Raw genomic sequence first — 18377 nt, 5'->3', positions numbered from 1 at the left:
CAACAGGGTGTCTTGGCTCCTCCATAACCGCATACTACACCATGTGGTCGGTTGAGTAAAGTGCATACCCACTTTTATCTATATTCACTATCATCATTTTTTAATTTCAGAACATTGGATAAAGAAAGAGAACAGTCCCGATAGGCCCTACCCTCTTTCTTTATTGACAAATTCTTTCCACTTTCCCGCCACAGCTGTATCTTCGGCCGTGTGGTAATCGACATTCGTCTTCTTCTATGACTTAAAACCGCCAGGTCAATCCGAAATCAATGCTGGATTCACTCAAGCTGGATTCCAAGGTCACTGGATTACCCGCGAAATCCGTTCCTGATTCCCGGATGGTGTTTTCAAAGGCGTACATATAACCCAGATCCACCTTCAAACTTTCGGTAAACTTATACCCGATACCGAATGTCAGGTGTTGTTCAACAATGGCCGGAAAACCGACGATCCTGAACGTTTCATAATAATAAGCCGGCATGGTTTTTCCCTGGACCGTTTTAACACCACTGAAATTCTGGTGTTCTTTCACAGGATTCTCACCATAATTGTAACCGGCTCTTAAAAACAGGTTAGAAACCGGTTCCACCTGGGCAGCGACACCGAAGACCCATTGATCTTCCCAGTCGAAGTCATCGCTGCCGTACCCCTTGGCATCCGACCAATTGATCCATTTTACGTCGACTTCCAGAAGCAATTTGCCATTAAAAAAATCATGGGCAGCGCCAAGACCAAACTGCTGCGGTGCTTCCATCGTAAGGGTATCCAACGTTCCGTCGCCATCAAAATCAGATACATTTTCATGATCGACACTCTGTGCGGTCGTATAGGTAAGACCCAACGACAGGTGGTCGGTTGGCTTATAGATAACGCCGGGTTGCAGCCCAAAGCCGTAATTAAAGGAGGTCCCATTTCTCAGATCGAGGCTGGCATAATCGATATGCAGCCCCAACCCGATCGATAAGCGTGTGGTGGGCTGAAAGGATACGGCCGGCGCAAACTTCATAATCTGCATGGCTGTATAAGACCCGGAAACCAGCGGATTTCCGCCGTAGGCCGGCGGATTCGTGTCCACAGCAGTCCCGCGGTAATCTACTCCTAAACCGGTGACACCATAGGCGGCCAGGCCAAAGCGCCAGTTGGAAGGACCCGATCCCATAGGAATAGAGAATCCGATGGCGGGGATTGCATAGATCTTCTCGTCACTGTCTGCCTTATAAGTTCCGATGGCTGTGTTGGTTATTTTTGTGTCGACGTTTGGCATAAAAAGAGTACCCGAAAAATTAAATTCGGACGCCGGGCAGTATTCACCAAAACACATGGCGGCCGGGTTTGCAAAAACCGCGCTGATGGCATCCAGGGGATAGGCAATTCCCACTCCGCCCATGGCCCTTGCGACGGGGCCGATGGCAATCATGTTGTCGCCATTGGTTGCAAAGGCCGGTGTCGACAGCATCACTGTCAGAAACACAATTGAAATAATTTTAAATTTTTTTTTCATTCTCTTCCTTCTCCTTTTTCTAAGAAATTTTGATCTTTTAAGCTTATTTAAAATTAAATCTAAAGGCTAAATTCCGCTTTTCTCACCTCCTTTTGGTAATTGATTTTAAAGACCATCCCTTTCCTGCAGATTGCTTAAAAGGTTGGGTTGGCGTTTATATTTGAGCGCGCTGAATTAACGCATCCGCCACCATCGAGCTTAAAAACTGCACATTTAACCCGGTTTTGTAATGCTCATTCAGATTGCTCAGCTGGGTATGGCAGTTTTCGCAGGCCGTCGATAGGATCTTAGCGCCGGTAGCTTTATACTGATCAACCTTGACCCGGGACGACTTCATTCTGAAATCAAGGGTGTCCTCGCCAAGAGCCACCAGGCCGCCGCCTCCGCCGCAGCACCAGTTGTATTTCGGATCCGGCGCCATTTCCCTGAAATCATCGGTTAAATGCTGCAGAATATAACGCGGCTCATCGATGACGCCGGCGTTTCTGGCCATCTGGCAGGGGTCGTGATAGGTGATTCCTCCGCTGAATTTGGTTTTATCGAGCTGAATACGCTTTTCTCTGATATAACGGGCATGAACATCCGTAATCGAAGACACTTTGAAGGGTTGTTTGCCGGACATCTGTTTCATGACCCGAAAGGCCGTGCCGCACTCACAGATGCACACTTCCTTTACTTTCAGCCGAGTGGCCTCGTTGATGATACGATCCAATATGAGCTTGGTTCGGGTAGGATCGCCGACAAAGGCGCCGAAATTGACGGCTTCAAAAAAGCTCAGGGTCCAGTTTTCGCCGGCTGCATTAAAAACCGCTGCCGCCGGAATGATGGAATGAGCGCCGGCCAGGGCCACATACAGCAGGTCCGCGCCTTGGACGTCAATCGGGATTGCGGTTTTTCCGGCCTCCGTCTTCCATTTATTGACGACTTCCGCTTCCAGCCGCTTGATACCGGCAAGAAAGTTTTCCTTGAAAAGATCCAGCGACTTTCCCTTCTCAATGGAGGTGTCCGCCAGCATCGTTAAAATTTCAGGTTCGGCATTTGCGCCGATCAACAGAAGTTTGGCAATCGACATCAGCATCTGTGTATCGATCCCAAAGGGACAATAGACCATACAGCGCCGGCACCCGGTACAGGAATAGGCCGCCTCATACAGCTCCTCAAGGGCCATTTCGGTCAGTTCTTTGGCCTCGCCCACCGACGGCCAGAGTTTTCCGCGCAGCTTGAAATACTTTTTATATATTCTGCGGACGATTTCATGCCGATAGGCTGCGATATATTTTACCTGACCCATGGAGGCATATACATGGCAGGCTTCCGTACAGGTTCCGCAACGGGTGCAGGTTTCCAGGTATAAGCGCATGGCCTCATTCAACTTGCTTTGAAACAGCTTGAGCAAATCGTCTCTTGTTTTCTGATCCATAGTTAACCTCTTCTCAATTTGTTCATTGGCAAAGACAAAAATGAATGCATCGACTGGCTGAAAGGGAAAAACATCAAAAACAGGTTGGCAAAAAATACATGCAACAGCAGCATGAAGGAATGCCCTGAATACATCAGGCTTTCAGGCAGCTCCGGTCGAAAGTAAAGCAGGCTGAGGAGATAGGTCTGATAATCCTCGACGGCAACGGTACTGTATTCATACCAAGTCCTGGCCCAATCCATCTGGCTGCCGAATAAAACCGTCAGAAATAAAAGTATCAGGAGATAATAATCTTCGGGCACCGAAAGTTCACGGACCGGCGACAAGAACCTTCTGAACAGGAAAAACAGCAGACAGATCGACAGGGTCAGCCCCACAAACCCCTGACCCAGAAATACATTGTGCGGAATGATTTGAAAAATGCTGAATTCCCGGAACAACTCCACATGCCCGATAATCAGCAGAAACAATGCAATATGAAACAGCATCAGAAATATCCAAAACATTGGTTTATGTTTTCGAATCGTGGGAAACAGAAAGGTATCAGCCAGCGCCAACAGCCATTTGGGTTCTTTCTCCGGAAAGATTTGCAAGGTTGCGGGATGCTTGGGTGCCCGGTAAATTTTTACCAGTCGAGCTCCGGTGCCGATAAAAAAAATTGCAGCGGCAATGTACACCATTGGTACGAGTACAAAATAGTACAACGTTTCCACGGAAACCTCCCTTTAATCATAGGATTTTACCGGGCCCTCTCATAGAGTCGCCCGGTTATCGTATTACGCATTGCGTTTGATATAGAACTTGATAAACTCTCCGTCCTGTTCGGTTTTAAGGATTTCATTGCCGGTGGTTCGGGCCCATGCCGGAAAATCCGTTAAAGAACCCGGATCGGACGATATCGCTTCAATCACCTGGCCGACTTCAACTTCCTTGATCCCTTTACTGACTTTGACAACCGGCATGGGACACGGCAGCCCCTTTAAATCCATTACCTTATCGACTTTGATCGCTTCACTCATGGTAAACCTCCTATGTTTTTACTATTTTGTGTTATATGAAGAGCTGAACTTTGCTGTTTTGAGCCTCTTCCAAAAATTTGGCAACTCCGCAATAAGTAAGATCCGGATATTTAATCATTTCTTCTCTTTTAAACCCCATCAGATCCATGGACATTTCGCAGATAAAAATTCTAACGCCCAATTCCTCGGCCAGTTCCAGCATCTGCTCAAGGGATGCAACGTTTTTCTTTTTCATCAGCGATTTCATCATAACCGTTCCCATGCCGCCCATGTTCATCTTGGAAAGTTTTACTTCGCAGGTGCCTTTGGGCAGCATGGCGCCAAACATCTTTCCCATCAAATCTTTGCCGCCCACCGATTTGTTTTTATCTCTGAGAACGGGAGTCCCCCAGAACGTAAAAAACATCACCACGTCCATACCCATGGCAACCGCACCGGTGGCAATGACAAAGGATGCCAGGACTTTGTCCATATCCCCACTAAAAACGATCATGGACAGTTTGTTCTCGGGAGCCTTTTTCTCAAGCGCCTCAATATGGGATTTTAATTTTGTTAATTGTTCTTCCATGTTTTGCATGATTCCGCCTCCTATGGTTTATCGTGATATCAATTTATCTATATGTTATTATTAACATATTTTATTATTATCATGATTTTTAAATGATAGTATGAACCTTTTAAGCCAACGATATTTACAATTTTTTCATATACTTCGTACACATATAACAGGATGATTGGGATAATAATCGGCAATAAGGTTATACCATTAACTCTTTGACAGCCTCCATGGACGACCGTAACATATTCAGATTGGCCAGAACCGTCTTACGCTCTTCGGATGTCAGCTGCAGCAGCATTTGATAATGCACATCCTGAAGAAAAATATTGATTTCATTTAGTTTTTTCTGTCCTTGGGGCGTCAGGCTCAATAGACTGATGCGTGAATCTTCAGGATCTTTTATTCGCAGGATGAATTTCTTCTTCAGCAGACCGTCTATAATCTTTGAAACCCGGCTTTTCACCACATTCATTTTGAGGGCGATATCCGTAGCCGTCAGGTAGCGCACATCGCTGAAAAGGACCAGACATCTGAGTTCAGCATCCGGCAACTGAAACCGGTCGCATTGATATTGCATTCGTTCTTGGCAACACTGAAACAATTTTGCGATCAATACCTTGAACTGGTCAAGCTGGTAAGCGGGAATTTCATCTTGCCCGCCCCCTATTTTTCCCTCAGTATTATTCATGCCGTGAACAATATCATTTATTTCATCCGTGTCAAGGGTTATTTGTTGTTTTTTTATGCAACCTGATCTGTTTAAGCGTTCGAATTTTAATCTGACAATCACATTGATATATAATTATACATCATATATACAGCTAGTTATATAATTTATGACTTTTTAACGGGAGGGGATGCAAATAATCCGGGGTTTTAGCTATCTGAAAATGAATTTCTCGCCTACAGGGAGAGGAATTGTCAGACAAAAGGCGAATAAATATTACACTATAAACTTTTAAGATAATATTTTTTAAAAATTAGCGAAGGGACATATAAAATTTGGGGCGGGCGGCATTAAAACCCATCTCAGCTGGAGGCATCGATATCAATGATTTTGCTCCCCCTGGTATAATCTTTGGTTGCAAATCTCGAGATCCCCATTAACTTCTTCGTAATGTCGCCCAACTTATCGACCTGCGCTTTAATAGTCCGAATTTTTTTTAAAATAAGGATGGCTTTCAGAAATCTCACTCATCAGAAGTTCGGCATTTCCGGAAATTGATTGGAGCGGCTGGTTCAATTCATGGCAGACACCGCCGATGGTCTCTGCTGCCGCCTGAAATTTTTCAAGTTCCAGTCGCTTTTTCTCTTCCTGTCGGCGTTTCCGGATCTCCTTTTCCAGCTGAACATTTTTTCCTTTAGCTCGAGCATTCTTTCGGATACTTCCTGCTCCAGGGACTGAGAATAACCCTCCAGCTTGCCGTTAGACTCTTTTAACGCCTCAATCGCCTGCGCCAGTTCAAACTCTCGGGCTTCAACCTTGACCATCATCATGCCGAACGACTCGGAAAGCTCCGCAAATAACCCCGGGTATCGATTTTTCTTGGAAAGTTCAAATAAATTATCAGTATCGGACTGGCTGTATTTGCCGGAAGCGATTTTCTTGCATTGGGCGTTCAACATTTCAAACAAATCAAGATAATAGCGTTCAAAATCCATTTATCACCTATGAATTTTCTATGGTTTCCTCCGGACCACCATCAGGGTGACATCATCATGTCTTTCCGATCCGGAAATGTGAGCACGAATTTCGTTCCGAACACAATTCAGCAAAGCTTTAGCCGATGGAAACGGCTGTGATATTAATTGCATTAAACGCTTTTTTGTATAGAAGCTACCTGTCGGGCTTTGCGCATCAATAACACCGTCTGTAAACGTAAAAAGTATGTCCTCTGGATAAAGCATTGCCTCCCGGGTGTCAAATACCATATCGGGGAACATCCCTACTGCAGGACCGGTGGTCTGCAGCTGAGCCCGGATTCCTTCAGGACTTAAAATGATGGGAACTTCATGCCCGCCATTGATGTAATTGAGCATACCGGTGCGGAGGTTTAAAATACCAAAAAACAGAGTCGCAAACATATTGGTTTGACTGTGGGTCCTGGCGATATAATTATTTGTCTGTCCTATGGTCTTCTGCAATACCTCCACCGGTGAAACATCTGATGATTCGCCCCTGCCGGAATCGCCTTTATATTTCTGGGTTGCGAAGGAGCGGATGAGACTGCGAAAAAGGGCCATGAAAAGCGCCGCCCCGACACCTTTGTCACAAACATCGGCGATAACCAACCCCACATTTTCAGTTTTGTCGAGCAGAAAGACATCATAAAAGTCACCGGCCACCTGATGTGCCGGCTTAAAGTGGGCGACGATTTCCCAATTGGGAAACTTTGGCAGTTCTTCGGGAAAAAAGCCGGCCTGGATCTGACGTCCGATTTCTAATTCTTTTTCAGCCAGATCTTTGGCTTTTTCTGTTTTTGCGTATAAACGTGCATTTTCGATCACGCTGGTGATCTGGCTTGCAATGGTCTGGGCCAGGGACACTTCAGCCGAAGTAAAAATGCGACCCTTTTCGGATGTAGGCATACCTATGATCCCGATGACCTCACCCCTGGCCAGCAAGGGTATAACCATGATGCACTGGGTACTGCGCCCCTTGAAAATTTCATGCAGGGACGCCGTCAGCGGATTGTTTTGCGCATCCGGTACAACGATCGGTCGGCCGGTTTCCAAAACATAATGGGTGGAAGCATTGTCCGCAAGGGGTATCTGCAGCCCGATGGAATCTTGCTCCGTTATGCTGGTTGTATGAAATGCCACCAGCTCAATCAGGGTGCGTTCGCGGTTGAGCAGGCCGATACCGGTGTTGCGGGCCTTAAAAATCCCAACCATCTCCTTGCATATGGTCTGGAGGATTTCCTGTAAATTCAGGGTCGAACCAATCGCCATGGCAAACCGATTGATCGTGGACAACTCCTTGACCAGAAGTTCCGCATTTTTCTTGGCCTGGGTTAATTCAACTTCGGTTTTTTTGCGTCGGGTAATATCCCGCACAACTGCAAGGATGCGGTTTTCCCCTGCGATATGGGCACGTTTTAAATTTACTTCATCCCATAAATGGTGACCTTTTTTTGTTTTTGCCTGCCACTCAAAAACCTGCGGTCCCTCTGTCGCTGCCTTCCTTATCCACGCCAGGGCATCCTCCTGGGTATAAGGGGGCTCACCTGAACTGATCTCGCCGATACTGATCCCCTTCAACTCCCCGGGCAGAAATCCCCACATGTCACACATTTTACGATTAAAATCGATAACAGCGCCGGTCTCCATATCATGAATAAGGATGGCGTCGCTCAAGTCATCGAAAATTTCCCGGTGATCCGGACCGTTTTGCTGCAGCTGCTTTATTTCTCTGGAATATCCCTGGGGTGCGTTTTTCAACGCTTTGACGCTTTGACCTGGTTCTTCCAGGGTTGGTTTTACCGTCATGGATTTATTCTCCAACTGTTTAGAACAGTTTCCGGAAAGGCGCCTGTCTCAACATTAAAGGCCATTTTGAGAAAACGGCGGATCAACAACCGGGATGAAGAATTTGACCCCGGCGCCGTAATAAGGCTTATCAGTGTCCAAAATCGCCTTACACCATTTCACTTCCGCCTGAAGTTCCGTGTATGTTGACGCGCCTTTGCAATCAGCAGAATAATCCGCTCTTCTGATGGAAACGATCATCCCCTGCCGGACCGGGTAGTCTGTTTCAAAATACATGCCTCCCGTACAGTAGTTATGCATTTTAGCGCCATAAAAGCTGTATTGATTTTCAACAAATTGGGCATACATGATGGGGGCCTCGGAGCAGCGGCGATCATATGCCCGCTTTTCAGCATCCGCTGACATATTTTCCTCCTCTGAAAAATGATGGTCTTTTCTTATGGTTGACTTTACCTGTTTTTATGTGTTGCCGTGGGCGCTATGCTCTGAATTTCAACAATGTTTTGAGCTGAAAGCGTTTTTCAATAGCTGCTTTAGCGAAATCGACCTCGGGAATCAAAAATTTATACTGATGAACCCGGAGACAGAATGGGATGCAAGTTCAACTTGAAAAGGAGATTTTGAAAAATAAGAGCCTGGTCTTTAAGCTATAGAAAAATGATCAAAGACCATTGGTGCATTTTAGCAAGATTCAGGATGAATCACTGGAGAATGCCCGTGTAGTGGATCTTGGCTGTGGCCTGAATCTAGCAAAAAAACGTAATCAAAGTCAATAAAAACTTAGTTTCGATTCAGCCATACCAGAATAAAATCAAACACCGCTTCTTTTTCAGGTTCATTGTGAATTTCATGATAGCAGTCATCCCACAGCTTAAAGTCGCAATGCGCGCCGGCTTTTGATGCAAACGCCCGGCAGGCCTCGGTTGAAACGATCCGATCGGCCCCGCCCCCCATCAGCAATAAGGGCAGTGAAAATTCAGATGCATGCGCCATTGCCCACGCCCCGGCATTGAGAATTTCAATTCCCAGCCGCGCAGACAGTCGATCATGAACCAGCGCATCGCGAATGTAGGCCCGCACCACTTCGGAATCCCTTGCCAGATGGGTTGGGTCTATGCCATTGGGCAGCGATAAGGTCGGCCACAGCCGGTACATCCCTTTTCCAATCAACAGCTTCCAAAAAGGCGGTTTAAACGCGGGTTGGAGGAAAGGCGCCGTCACCACCACCCCTGCCAATTTGGGATGCATGCGCAGCACATAATTGATGACCAGTGTTCCCCCCATGCTGTGACCATACAAATAATGAGGCGTATCGGGCAGCCTTTTTGCGCCCTCATGTATAAAACGGGAGATATCATCCATTAAAAGGGAGAGGCCGGGGGCATGCCCGCGTTGACCCTGGGATGTGCCGTGGCCGCGCAGGTCAAAACCCAACAAGCCGTATTCAGCCTGAACCAGACGGTCGGCCAGGTGACGGTAGCGGCCGCTGTGTTCTCCCAGGCCGTGTACCAGACAAATCAACGCTTTGGGTGCTGTGTCCGGCAGCCACCCGCGACCCGTCAGCTTTAGTCCGTCAACAGTTTGAAAATTAATATCGATTTTTTTCATTTCAATAGACCCGTTGAGGCATTTTAGTCTGGTTTGTATAAGGTGTATGGAATAATCGCACAGGGCCGGGTTGACGGTCAAGGGAAATGCCGCCGCCCTCCCTGTCATTCTTCCCGGAATCTTAGAAAAACGCCCCATGGATCAATTTCAGCACAGGCTTTGGATGAATTCCCCCACGGCCGCGGGTCCCTCCCTATCCACCAGGCGAATGGTCTGGGTGCCGATGACCGCAATATCGACTTTACCCTTTAAAAAATCGACATCGGATTTTTCCTTGACGCCGAATCCAAGTGCCAGGGGCAAACGGGTGGCCGTGCGGCACCGGGCCAGATAGTGCTCCAGGTTTTCTGAAAAATCGGTTGCATTGCCGGTAACGCCTTTGCGGGCGACGCAATAGATAAATCCCCGGCCGAAAGATGCCAGATACTGCATGCGCGCAGCCGGCGTGGTGGGTGAAAATATAAAAATAGGAGACAAATCATTGTTTTCCATGGCCGCAAGATATTCCCGGCCTTCTTCCGGCGGCAAATCCGGCACGATCGCCCCGCGCAAACCTCTGAGAGCCATTTCAGATGCAAATCGCTGCACCCCGAACTTATACAGGATATTGTAATAGCTCATAAACAGGAAAGGGATAGCAAATTCCCGGGTGATTTCCCTTGAAAAATCAAGGCACTTTTGGACCGTGGCGCCGCCTGTAAGGGCCTTCTGGTTGGCGTGCAGGATAACCGGACCGTCGGCAATCGGTTCGGAAAACGGAATTTGCAATTCCATTAAGTCCACGCCAGCCGCAACCATGGCTGCGATGATGTCATGGGAATCTCTAAAAGTGGGATATCCCAGGACAATATGGGTCATGAGCAGTATGTCTTTTTTTGTTTTGCGCTGCTTCAGATAGGATTCAAGCATGGTATTCCTCCGCCTTCTGCCGGATGAATTCTTTCCATTTCGGGTCTTCGAACGCATCCGCCACGGTGAAAATGTCCTTATCGCCTCGGCCGGATTGATTGATCAGAATGACATCCTGCGGCGACAGGTCCGGAGCCTCCTTGAACGCCTGGGCAAAAGCATGGGCGGACTCCAGTGCAGGGATGACGCCTTCTTTCCGGATGGTCAGGGACAGGGCATCGATCACCTCCCGGTCGGTCACTGCTTCAAATCGGACCCGGCCGGTTTCTTTAAGGCCCGCCAGGATCGGCGACACGCCGACGTAATCGAGCCCGGCGGCAACGCTGTGGGTCTCCTTCATCTGGCCGTCATCATCCTGCAGAAAATAGGTTTTATATCCCTGGGCCACACCGATGCTGGCATCTTTGGAAGAAAGCCGGGCGGCATGTTCACCGCTGTCCAACCCCCTGCCGCCGGCCTCGACACCCACCAATTCCACCGGATCGTCCATAAACCCTTTGAAAATCCCCAGGGCGTTGGATCCGCCGCCGACACAGGCATACACCCTGGCAGGAAGTCTCTGGGCATGTTTTAAAATCTGCCCTCGCGCTTCAATGCCGATAATGGATTGGAAATATGATACCATTTCCGGAAACGGGTGGGGTCCGCAGGCCGTTCCCAGAACATAGTGGGTCGTGTCCATATGCCCCACCCAGTCGCGGAAGGCCTCGTTAATGGCGTCCTTCAGAATCCGGGTTCCCTCCCGCACGGGAACAACCTCAGCACCCAGCCGCTCCATCCAGAATACATTCGGCCGCTGGCGGGCCACATCCACTTCACCCATATAGATGGTGCATTTAAATCCGAATTTGGCTGCCATGGTGGCGGTGGCAACGCCATGCTGGCCGGCGCCGGTTTCTGCGATGACCCGGGTTTTTCCCATCCGCTGAACCAGCAAACCCTGCCCCATCACATTATTGGCCTTATGGGCGCCGGTATGGTTCAAGTCTTCCCTTTTGATGTAAATGCGCGCGCCCCCCAGATCGTTGCTCAGGTTTTGGGCAAATGTCAGGGGCGTCGGCCGGCAGGAATAGGTTGACATGATATCGCAGTATTCACGCCAGAATGCCGGATCCTTCTTGGCTTTTTCAAATGTATCCTCAAGTTCATCAAAGGTCGCCACCAGGACTTCCGGCAGATATGCCCCGCCAAAACCATTGTAGTAGCCTCGCTTAATCATCACCAGAACCTCCTATGGTTTGCGAGAATACAAACCGATCCGTGCGGCAGTACAGTTCGGAATATATGGCATTTTCCGCTGCGGGAAAATGCAGGAATCGCCTTACCATCAAAATCGGTTCGCTTTCCGACACGGCCAGTTCCTGTGCTTTCATTCCCCTGACATGCGCGATCATAAAGGTCTGTTTTCCGCCGACGGGGCGCATGTAATACTGTTCATTCACAATTTGCGAGAGCGACCGTCCCTGCAAATCGATCCGCTCAATCCCATCAAAGATTTCCGAATGGAGATAAAGATCCTCCACCAGCACCGGCAACCCGTCCACCCGGCTGAGCCGGGACAGAAAAAAAGCCTTACGGCCCGAAAAGGGGTTCTCCGGCTGCACCGCAACTTTTTTCAGCCGGGTTGCCTGCAGGATTTGCATCTCGACAGTTATACCCTTGTCGCGAAAAGACGTAAGGGTGCCGGCAAACGAAAAAAGGTCAACCTCAGTTGGCTTTTCTCTAACAAATGTTCCGGCGCCTCTTCGCCGTGTCAGAAATTCCTTGCGTACCAGCAGTTCCGTTGCCTGGCGGGCAGTCGGGCGGCCGATACCATACTCCCGGGATAGAGCGTGTTCGGACGGGATTCGAAACCCGGCCGGATATTCGCCTGAATGTATCCGGGAAAGAATAATGTCCGCCAGCTGATGATAGAGCGGGATGGGGGCATTCGGGTTGAGTCTTTTCATTTTTTTCATCGTAAGACCATTTAATTTTGATCATAGACTAATTTGTATTTGTAAAGTTGTCAAGACATATTTTACTTGGTGCTATAGGTGAACAGACGGATGGACCAGCCGTCTTTGGCGGCGCCGGAGACGACCAGGGTTGAAGGTTGTAATTGAAAATTTTACGGTTGACGCCAACGTTTGATGAGACTAAAATGCGCTGAAACACTTGATAATATCAAAGAGGGAGCGATGCGTTGGAAACAATTTTTTACACCGGTTCAATCGTTTGACGCCGAACAGGCCCGCCAGTACATTGCCGATCATTCCGGGAGTGCCTATACCATTTTAGATGTGCGCCAGCCCAATGAATATGAAAGCGGTCATATCCCCGGAGCAAAACTGATCCCCCTTCCGGACCTGACGGATCGGCTCGCTGAGATCGACCCCAAAAAACCCGCGATTGTTTACTGTGCGGTGGGCGGCCGCAGTCGTGTGGCTGCCCAAATGCTGAGCGGCAAGGGATATCATTCCGTTTATAACCTTTCGGGGGGATTCAAGGCCTGGCAGGGAAAATCCGCCGTCTTTGGAGAGGACAAAGGGCTTGAGTTGTTCAGCGGCAATGAATCACCGGATAAGACCCTTGTCGTTGCCTATTCCCTCGAGGCAGGCCTTCGCGATTTTTATGTGTCCATGGAACCAAAGGTCAGCGACACAAAGGCCCGCCGGTTGTTTCAGAAACTTTCGGAAATTGAAGGCAGGCAACAAGATCGGATTTATAATGAATACATAAAAATAACCGGAAAAGCACAAAACCGAAGCGAATTTGAAAAGCAGGTTGCGACAAAAGCCATGGAAGGCGGTCTCACAACCGATGAGTATGCCCGCCTTTTTTCCACTGATCCTGAATCGATAACGGAAATTACGGAGCTTGCCATGTCCATCGAAGCCCAGGCCCTCGATTTGTACATGCGCGCGGCCGAAAAGAGCAATGACGAACAAAGCCGAAAAATGCTGATGCAAATTGCCGATGAAGAGCAGGCTCACTTGAAGCAACTCGGCAGCTTGATTGAGAGCATGTGAACATGGGAAAACACCTCGTACTCATCGGCGGCGGCCATGCCCATATGCTGACGCTGGCAAATCTCGATAAGTTTATCGGCCGGGACCACAACGTTACGGTCATAGGCCCCTCCCCCTATCACTACTATTCCGGCATGGGTCCCGGTATGCTCGGTGGAACTTACACACCCGATGACATCCGTTTCAGGACCCGACATGTGGTTGAAAAGCAGGGGGGCAAGTTCATTTTAGGAGAAACGGTTCAAGTGGACCCCGAAGGGCGCACCGTCAGGCTGAAAACCGGAGACACCCTCCCCTACGACGTTCTCTCCTTTAATACCGGCAGTTATGTGCCCCGAACGAATGTGTCCGGCAACGATGTCAACATTTTTACGGTGAAGCCTATTGAAAAGCTGCTGGAAGCCCGGCAGCAGATCCTGGCAATGCTTTCCCGAAAAAACATAGCGATCGGCATCGTCGGCGGCGGACCGTCGGCCATTGAAATCGCCGGCAATATCCGGCAGCTGTCAAAAAAGGCACCCCACCAGCCGTCCATCACGATTTATGCCGGAAAACAGTTGATGTCGCAATTTCCGGAAAATCTGCGTCACAAGGCAGCCGCCTCTTTGGGTCGTCGCGGGATCCATGTTGATGAAAGCGGATACGCCCGGGAAATTTCGACGGAAAATATTACACTCGAATCCGGCCGGAGCTATCCGGCGGATATGATCTTCCTGGCCCTGGGAGTCATACCCTCTCCGATTTTCAAGGATTCCAATCTCCCCACCGGGCCTGACGGCGGTCTACTGGTCAATCGGTTCCTTCAAAGCACGCAATACCCGGAGCTGTTCGGCGGCGGCGATTGTATTTATTTCAAAGATCGGCCCCTTAACAAGGTCGGGGTCTATGCCGTGCGCCAGAATCCGGTGCTGCTTCACAACCTGATGGCGGCACTGGAAGGGAGTGCGTTAATGCCGTTTGACCCGGGCGGTGATTATCTGCTGATATTTAATATGGGAGACGGCACCGGCATCCTGCAAAAAAGATGGCTTCTGTTCGGCGGCCGGCTCGCCTTTTTCATCAAGGACCGCATCGACCGGAAATTCATGCGAAAGTTTCAATCCATCGAATAATCATTTTATTGGAAATCACGTTATGAAGCAGATAGGTGATCATATTTTTGCGGAGACAGCTTATAGCTGGGCCAATGTCGGCGCAGCTGTTACCGATGCCGGCATCGTCCTGCTCGACTGCCCGGTGCGGCCGTCGGATTCAAAAAAATGGCTGGAAGCACTTCATCCCCTCAGCCCCCTGGGGCCGCGTTACCTGATCGGTACGGATTTTCATGGCGATCATACCACCGGCGCCGCTTTTGTACCGGATGTCGTCTTCATTGCGCTCCGGCTCGTCTACCGGGAACTGGCCGATAGTTCATCCAATGCCTTTTCCAAAAAAATCTTCTTTGAAACCCTGCGGGACGAAGGCCACACGGAAGAAGCCGAACAGATCGAAAAGGCGGTTGTTCCGCTGCCCCATATCTGCTTTGATGAAACCCTGCTGCTAAACCTGCATCCGTTTACATTTGAAATTCGCCGCCTCGGGGGGCACTCCCCGGCCTGCAGCGTCGTCCATATCCCCGAGGAGGGGATTCTGTTTGCCAGCGACGTGGTCATCAACGACCCCTCCCCCGGCATGCGCGACGCCAATATCGCCGAGTGGATTGCCGCACTCACCTGGATAGATGAACTTCCGGTCGATACGATTGTTCCCGGCCATGGCGATATCTGCGGCAAAGAGGTCGTCAGGCGGTTGATTAACCGGTTTGAGGAAATGCGGGGCATCATGAACCGGCTGATTCAGTCGGGACTTTCAAAGACCGAAGCAATGCAGAACGATTTATTTGAAAAATTCTTTTTTGGAGATACCTCCCGGGGCAATTACTGGCTGCAGCAGCGCAGAACGACCTTCCGCGAGGGGCTCGAAAGATTATATGATGAAGTGAAAGGATATTAAGTTATGCAGGTTGTAGAAAAAAAACTCGGACGCATTTTCCAGATCACCATCGACGACGGCGAAGATTTTTATGGAGAACTGAACCGGTTCGTAAAAGAGAAAAATATCAGGGCCGGGTCCGTGTTTGTTTTCGGAGCGATGCATACGGTCGATATGATCTCCGGATTCCGCAGCCTGGAAGGATATGATGTCGACCGCCGGCACTTTGAGGACCGGCGTGAACTGGTGGGTCTGGGAAACATTTCCTGGCCCGAACGGCCGCCGGCCGCATTAGAGGATGCTTCCTGGGAGGAGCCGCGCCCCTTTGTTCATATCCACATGGCCCTTAGCGGCGGCGCCGGAAAAAATGAAGATGTCCTGGTGGGACACTTAAGCGGGGCGGACGTTCAAAAGGCTTTTGTGGAAATTTATGAATTTGTCTAATCTCGGTTATTTACCCCCGACAATGCGCTAAGGAACCTGTATGCCCATCCCCGGCAATCTGCTGACCACTGCCATGGCGGTTATGCCCCATACCGATGCGGACCGTGCCCTGAAGACCGCTCTTTCCATGGACATCCCCTTCTGGCCGCAGCTTCCCAACCTCAGTTATTATGAGGACATGTACGTCCAGGCAGCCGAACATTTTCCCGGCATCCTTCTGGATGTCCCCAGGCGAACCCTGCGTTTTTCCATCGAGAAGTTTATTGACGAATTTGAAGAGACCCTCTCCCATTTTGACGAGCCGGATTACTTCGATATCAGCCCGGCCTACTCGTCCGTTTACCATAAGTTCCTTGGAATGGATCTGTCCGACCGCCCGGCCATCCGCGGGCAGCTGGAAGGCCCCGTCAGCTTCGGCTTCAATGTTCTGGATGGGAATGAACGACCGATCCTGTTCGACGACACCGTCCGGCCCTTTATGCTGGAATTCATGGCAAAAAGAATCAACGTCCAGCTCGACCGCCTGAAAAAAATGAATCCCAATGCCTTCATGTTCGTGGATGAGCCCGGACTCCAATTTCTGTTTTCCGCCATGTCCGGATACAGCGACACCAAGGCCAAAGCCGACCTGGATCAGTTTTTCGCACAGATCAGCCGCCCCCGCGGGATTCATCTGTGCGGCAATCCGGACTGGGATTTTCTGCTGAAGCTGGACATGGACGTTCTGTCCCTGGACATCTACACCAATGCCGAAATCTTCGCGTCCTATGCAGGCTCCATCCGCCGTTTTTTGGATAAAGGCGGCATTATTGTATGGGGCATCGTCCCCACCGGTATTGAACCGTTCGGCAAGGAGGGTTCTGCATCATTGATTCAGCGCCTGGAAGCGGTCTGGGACATTCTTGCAGGAAAGGGGATCGATAAACAGTTTTTACTGGCCCGGAGCCTGCTCTCCCCGGCCACCTGCTGTCTGGTGAATCTCGACAAAGAAATAACGGTCGAAAAAGCATTTAAGGAAATCAAAAATATTTCCCGCCGGCTGCGGGAAAGCTATCAATTGGGCTGATAAAAAGGGGGTTAAAGCCCCATCAGGACAAAGCGACCTTGTCCAAAGCACGACGGCTTCCGCAAGCTGGAAAAACCAAGATACACTTTTATCTTGCTTAAACCTTTGGGAGCCCGCCATCCGCCCACACCCCGGGCAAGCCCTGCACCGGGAAAATCAACATGAGATATTCTACAGATCAAATGGACAAATGAGGGGTTTGGACTTAGCCGCTAGTTCGCGATAGCGGACGCTTCAACGGCGCGTTTTTTTGCGTCCGACTGAAAGCGCAATGTTATGCCGGTTCATTCGTAATGGGTCCACATCCTGATGACTTTTACAATTTTTTCGTCATCTATTACCTGATTGACCAGCCGATGCTTTATATTTATTCGCCGAGAAAGGGCACCGGATAAATCACCTAATAATTTTTCGAATGGCGGAGGCGTCTTGTATGGATTTTCACGCAGGATTTCAATCAGTTGTTCAGCTTTCAGACGTAGACCGGCAACGGACAGCTTTTTGGCATCTTTTTGAGCCTGTTTAGTGAAAACGATTTGCCACATTACCAGTCAAGTTCCTGGGTGCATTCCTCGACCGGAGTGGCTAATCCCATCCGAATGGATTCCCGCATACCGGGAATATTCAGAAGATAGATCGTTTCCTGTATGGCGCGCCAGTCATCCTCCGAGATAAGTACTGCATTAACGCGCTTGCCCTGTATGATAATTGGCTCGTGGGATGATGCTGCTTTGTCAATAAGCCTGTATAGCTTTGATCTTGCTTCAGTGGCAGTAAGTGTCGGCATGATATACCTCTAAATACAAGTTGATATTTTTGCACTAAGAGTACGGCATTACGTACGTTTTGTCAAGTCTTGTCATTGAGGCATAACGTGAAGCTAAGTCGAGGGAAATGCGCCAGCATTATCTCATTTTCACATTAATAGGGACATCCTGTAGTTCCCTTGTCAAGCAAAAAATTAGAATTTTATAAAACCTGTAAAATTAGTTAGTTATGAATATGGTCATTTTAAGGGCGCAGGTCTCCCTATAGCTTTTTGACAAATTTTCGGCGAATCTCCCACTCCTGCGAACTCTTCCTCTAATCGTTACGTTTATCCGGGCTTGCCCATTGGCGGCGCAATCATCCCTTGTCAAGAGTGTTAAGTTCAGTGAGAGGCCCAGGATTGTCCCTCCCGAGGTCTTATGCCTCAACGTAGGTTCACGGGCTCTCTCGCCGAAGATGATAAAATCCTTAATCGATATTCAGATGCGCCGGATCAAACACTTCTTTTCTCTTCATCAAGGTCCAGGCAATTACCCAATGCCATTAACTTAAGCGCGTAAAATAAATCTTAAACATATAACATTATTAACAAAATAGTTGATTTATTGGTTA

General features: G+C 49.1%; 20 protein-coding genes. 5 read left to right on the top strand and 15 right to left on the bottom strand.

The window, feature by feature from the left end:
- Nucleotides 1–241: 241 nt before the first annotated feature.
- From P1P89_17570 to P1P89_17510, 13 genes are all read right to left on the bottom strand, one after another.
- Nucleotides 242–1501 (bottom strand): outer membrane protein transport protein, encoded by a 1260-nt coding sequence (locus tag P1P89_17570; protein ID MDF1593326.1) that lies wholly within the window; start codon nt 1499–1501, stop codon nt 242–244.
- A 154-nt stretch (nt 1502–1655) separates the two neighbouring features.
- Nucleotides 1656–2921 (bottom strand): (Fe-S)-binding protein, encoded by a 1266-nt coding sequence (locus P1P89_17565; GenBank protein MDF1593325.1) that lies wholly within the window; start codon nt 2919–2921, stop codon nt 1656–1658.
- A 2-nt stretch (nt 2922–2923) separates the two neighbouring features.
- Entirely contained in the window at nt 2924–3634 is a 711-nt protein-coding gene (locus P1P89_17560) for a respiratory nitrate reductase subunit gamma (protein ID MDF1593324.1), read from the bottom strand.
- A 63-nt stretch (nt 3635–3697) separates the two neighbouring features.
- Complete coding sequence (locus P1P89_17555; GenBank protein ID MDF1593323.1) at nt 3698–3940, bottom strand: sulfurtransferase TusA family protein; 243 nt, start codon at nt 3938–3940, stop codon at nt 3698–3700.
- A gap of 31 nt (nt 3941–3971) precedes the next feature.
- On the bottom strand, nt 3972–4517 hold the full coding sequence (locus tag P1P89_17550) for a DsrE/DsrF/DrsH-like family protein (GenBank protein ID MDF1593322.1): 546 nt from the start codon (nt 4515–4517) through the stop codon (nt 3972–3974).
- 181 nt (nt 4518–4698) lie between these two features.
- Complete coding sequence (locus tag P1P89_17545) at nt 4699–5187, bottom strand: MarR family transcriptional regulator (protein ID MDF1593321.1); 489 nt, start codon at nt 5185–5187, stop codon at nt 4699–4701.
- Nucleotides 5188–5738: 551 nt separating this feature from the next.
- Nucleotides 5739–6161: a hypothetical protein gene (locus tag P1P89_17540; GenBank protein MDF1593320.1), complete on the bottom strand. Its 423-nt coding sequence runs from the start codon at nt 6159–6161 to the stop codon at nt 5739–5741.
- 18 nt (nt 6162–6179) lie between these two features.
- A complete protein-coding gene (locus P1P89_17535) occupies nt 6180–7988 on the bottom strand; it encodes a SpoIIE family protein phosphatase (protein MDF1593319.1) in 1809 nt (602 codons plus the stop codon).
- Nucleotides 7989–8042: 54 nt separating this feature from the next.
- Nucleotides 8043–8393, bottom strand: coding sequence for a hypothetical protein (locus tag P1P89_17530; GenBank protein ID MDF1593318.1), 351 nt, complete (start codon nt 8391–8393; stop codon nt 8043–8045).
- A gap of 375 nt (nt 8394–8768) precedes the next feature.
- Nucleotides 8769–9596: a lysophospholipase gene (locus tag P1P89_17525; GenBank protein MDF1593317.1), complete on the bottom strand. Its 828-nt coding sequence runs from the start codon at nt 9594–9596 to the stop codon at nt 8769–8771.
- 147 nt (nt 9597–9743) lie between these two features.
- Nucleotides 9744–10505: a tryptophan synthase subunit alpha gene (gene trpA, locus P1P89_17520; protein ID MDF1593316.1), complete on the bottom strand. Its 762-nt coding sequence runs from the start codon at nt 10503–10505 to the stop codon at nt 9744–9746.
- Nucleotides 10498–11724 (bottom strand): tryptophan synthase subunit beta, encoded by a 1227-nt coding sequence (gene trpB / locus P1P89_17515; GenBank protein ID MDF1593315.1) that lies wholly within the window; start codon nt 11722–11724, stop codon nt 10498–10500. Before trpB ends, trpA begins: the two co-directional genes overlap by 8 nt.
- Nucleotides 11717–12454: a GntR family transcriptional regulator gene (locus P1P89_17510; protein ID MDF1593314.1), complete on the bottom strand. Its 738-nt coding sequence runs from the start codon at nt 12452–12454 to the stop codon at nt 11717–11719. Before P1P89_17510 ends, trpB begins: the two co-directional genes overlap by 8 nt.
- Nucleotides 12455–12685: 231 nt before the next feature.
- Here P1P89_17510 and P1P89_17505 point away from each other — a divergent pair, with 231 nt between their 5' ends.
- Genes P1P89_17505 through P1P89_17485 form a run of 5 tightly spaced genes read left to right on the top strand, consistent with a single transcriptional unit; the run spans nt 12686 to nt 16997 of the window.
- On the top strand, nt 12686–13516 hold the full coding sequence (locus P1P89_17505; protein ID MDF1593313.1) for a rhodanese-like domain-containing protein: 831 nt from the start codon (nt 12686–12688) through the stop codon (nt 13514–13516).
- 2 nt (nt 13517–13518) lie between these two features.
- Complete coding sequence (locus P1P89_17500; protein ID MDF1593312.1) at nt 13519–14628, top strand: FAD-dependent oxidoreductase; 1110 nt, start codon at nt 13519–13521, stop codon at nt 14626–14628.
- A gap of 22 nt (nt 14629–14650) precedes the next feature.
- Nucleotides 14651–15508, top strand: coding sequence for an MBL fold metallo-hydrolase (locus P1P89_17495; GenBank protein MDF1593311.1), 858 nt, complete (start codon nt 14651–14653; stop codon nt 15506–15508).
- A gap of 3 nt (nt 15509–15511) precedes the next feature.
- On the top strand, nt 15512–15931 hold the full coding sequence (locus P1P89_17490) for a DNA-binding protein (GenBank protein MDF1593310.1): 420 nt from the start codon (nt 15512–15514) through the stop codon (nt 15929–15931).
- 40 nt (nt 15932–15971) lie between these two features.
- Nucleotides 15972–16997 carry a hypothetical protein gene (locus P1P89_17485; GenBank protein MDF1593309.1) on the top strand — a complete coding sequence of 342 codons (1026 nt, stop codon included), beginning with the start codon at nt 15972–15974 and terminating at the stop codon, nt 16995–16997.
- Between the two features lie 284 nt (nt 16998–17281).
- Here P1P89_17485 and P1P89_17480 read toward each other — a convergent pair whose 3' ends face one another.
- Nucleotides 17282–17542: a Txe/YoeB family addiction module toxin gene (locus P1P89_17480; protein ID MDF1593308.1), complete on the bottom strand. Its 261-nt coding sequence runs from the start codon at nt 17540–17542 to the stop codon at nt 17282–17284.
- The gene (locus P1P89_17475; GenBank protein MDF1593307.1) at nt 17542–17784 is read right to left on the bottom strand and encodes a type II toxin-antitoxin system Phd/YefM family antitoxin; all 243 of its coding nucleotides are present in this window, start codon (nt 17782–17784) and stop codon (nt 17542–17544) included. The genes P1P89_17480 and P1P89_17475 overlap by 1 nt, the downstream gene beginning before the upstream one ends.
- Nucleotides 17785–18377: the final 593 nt, after the last annotated feature.

The sequence above is a fragment of the Desulfobacterales bacterium genome (assembly GCA_029211065.1).
GTDB lineage: Bacteria > Desulfobacterota > Desulfobacteria > Desulfobacterales > JARGFK01 > JARGFK01.
Note: the sequence above shows the minus strand (reverse complement) of the source record. Positions and strands in the feature narration are given on the sequence as shown.

What these genes read in the sequence shown, in the direction of transcription:
- P1P89_17570 (MDF1593326.1), bottom strand. Translation starts at nt 1,501, where the DNA reads ATGAAAAAAAAATTTAAAATTATTTCAATTGTGTTTCTGACAGTGATG.
- P1P89_17565 (MDF1593325.1), bottom strand. Translation starts at nt 2,921, where the DNA reads ATGGATCAGAAAACAAGAGACGATTTGCTCAAGCTGTTTCAAAGCAAG.
- P1P89_17555 (MDF1593323.1), bottom strand. Translation starts at nt 3,940, where the DNA reads ATGAGTGAAGCGATCAAAGTCGATAAGGTAATGGATTTAAAGGGGCTG.
- P1P89_17550 (MDF1593322.1), bottom strand. Translation starts at nt 4,517, where the DNA reads ATGCAAAACATGGAAGAACAATTAACAAAATTAAAATCCCATATTGAG.
- P1P89_17545 (MDF1593321.1), bottom strand. Translation starts at nt 5,187, where the DNA reads ATGAATAATACTGAGGGAAAAATAGGGGGCGGGCAAGATGAAATTCCC.
- P1P89_17540 (MDF1593320.1), bottom strand. Translation starts at nt 6,161, where the DNA reads ATGGATTTTGAACGCTATTATCTTGATTTGTTTGAAATGTTGAACGCC.
- P1P89_17535 (MDF1593319.1), bottom strand. Translation starts at nt 7,988, where the DNA reads ATGACGGTAAAACCAACCCTGGAAGAACCAGGTCAAAGCGTCAAAGCG.
- P1P89_17530 (MDF1593318.1), bottom strand. Translation starts at nt 8,393, where the DNA reads ATGTCAGCGGATGCTGAAAAGCGGGCATATGATCGCCGCTGCTCCGAG.
- P1P89_17525 (MDF1593317.1), bottom strand. Translation starts at nt 9,596, where the DNA reads ATGAAAAAAATCGATATTAATTTTCAAACTGTTGACGGACTAAAGCTG.
- trpA (MDF1593316.1), bottom strand. Translation starts at nt 10,505, where the DNA reads ATGCTTGAATCCTATCTGAAGCAGCGCAAAACAAAAAAAGACATACTG.
- trpB (MDF1593315.1), bottom strand. Translation starts at nt 11,724, where the DNA reads ATGATTAAGCGAGGCTACTACAATGGTTTTGGCGGGGCATATCTGCCG.
- P1P89_17510 (MDF1593314.1), bottom strand. Translation starts at nt 12,454, where the DNA reads ATGAAAAGACTCAACCCGAATGCCCCCATCCCGCTCTATCATCAGCTG.
- P1P89_17505 (MDF1593313.1), top strand. Translation starts at nt 12,686, where the DNA reads ATGCGTTGGAAACAATTTTTTACACCGGTTCAATCGTTTGACGCCGAA.
- P1P89_17500 (MDF1593312.1), top strand. Translation starts at nt 13,519, where the DNA reads ATGGGAAAACACCTCGTACTCATCGGCGGCGGCCATGCCCATATGCTG.
- P1P89_17495 (MDF1593311.1), top strand. Translation starts at nt 14,651, where the DNA reads ATGAAGCAGATAGGTGATCATATTTTTGCGGAGACAGCTTATAGCTGG.
- P1P89_17490 (MDF1593310.1), top strand. Translation starts at nt 15,512, where the DNA reads ATGCAGGTTGTAGAAAAAAAACTCGGACGCATTTTCCAGATCACCATC.
- P1P89_17485 (MDF1593309.1), top strand. Translation starts at nt 15,972, where the DNA reads ATGCCCATCCCCGGCAATCTGCTGACCACTGCCATGGCGGTTATGCCC.
- P1P89_17480 (MDF1593308.1), bottom strand. Translation starts at nt 17,542, where the DNA reads ATGTGGCAAATCGTTTTCACTAAACAGGCTCAAAAAGATGCCAAAAAG.
- P1P89_17475 (MDF1593307.1), bottom strand. Translation starts at nt 17,784, where the DNA reads ATGCCGACACTTACTGCCACTGAAGCAAGATCAAAGCTATACAGGCTT.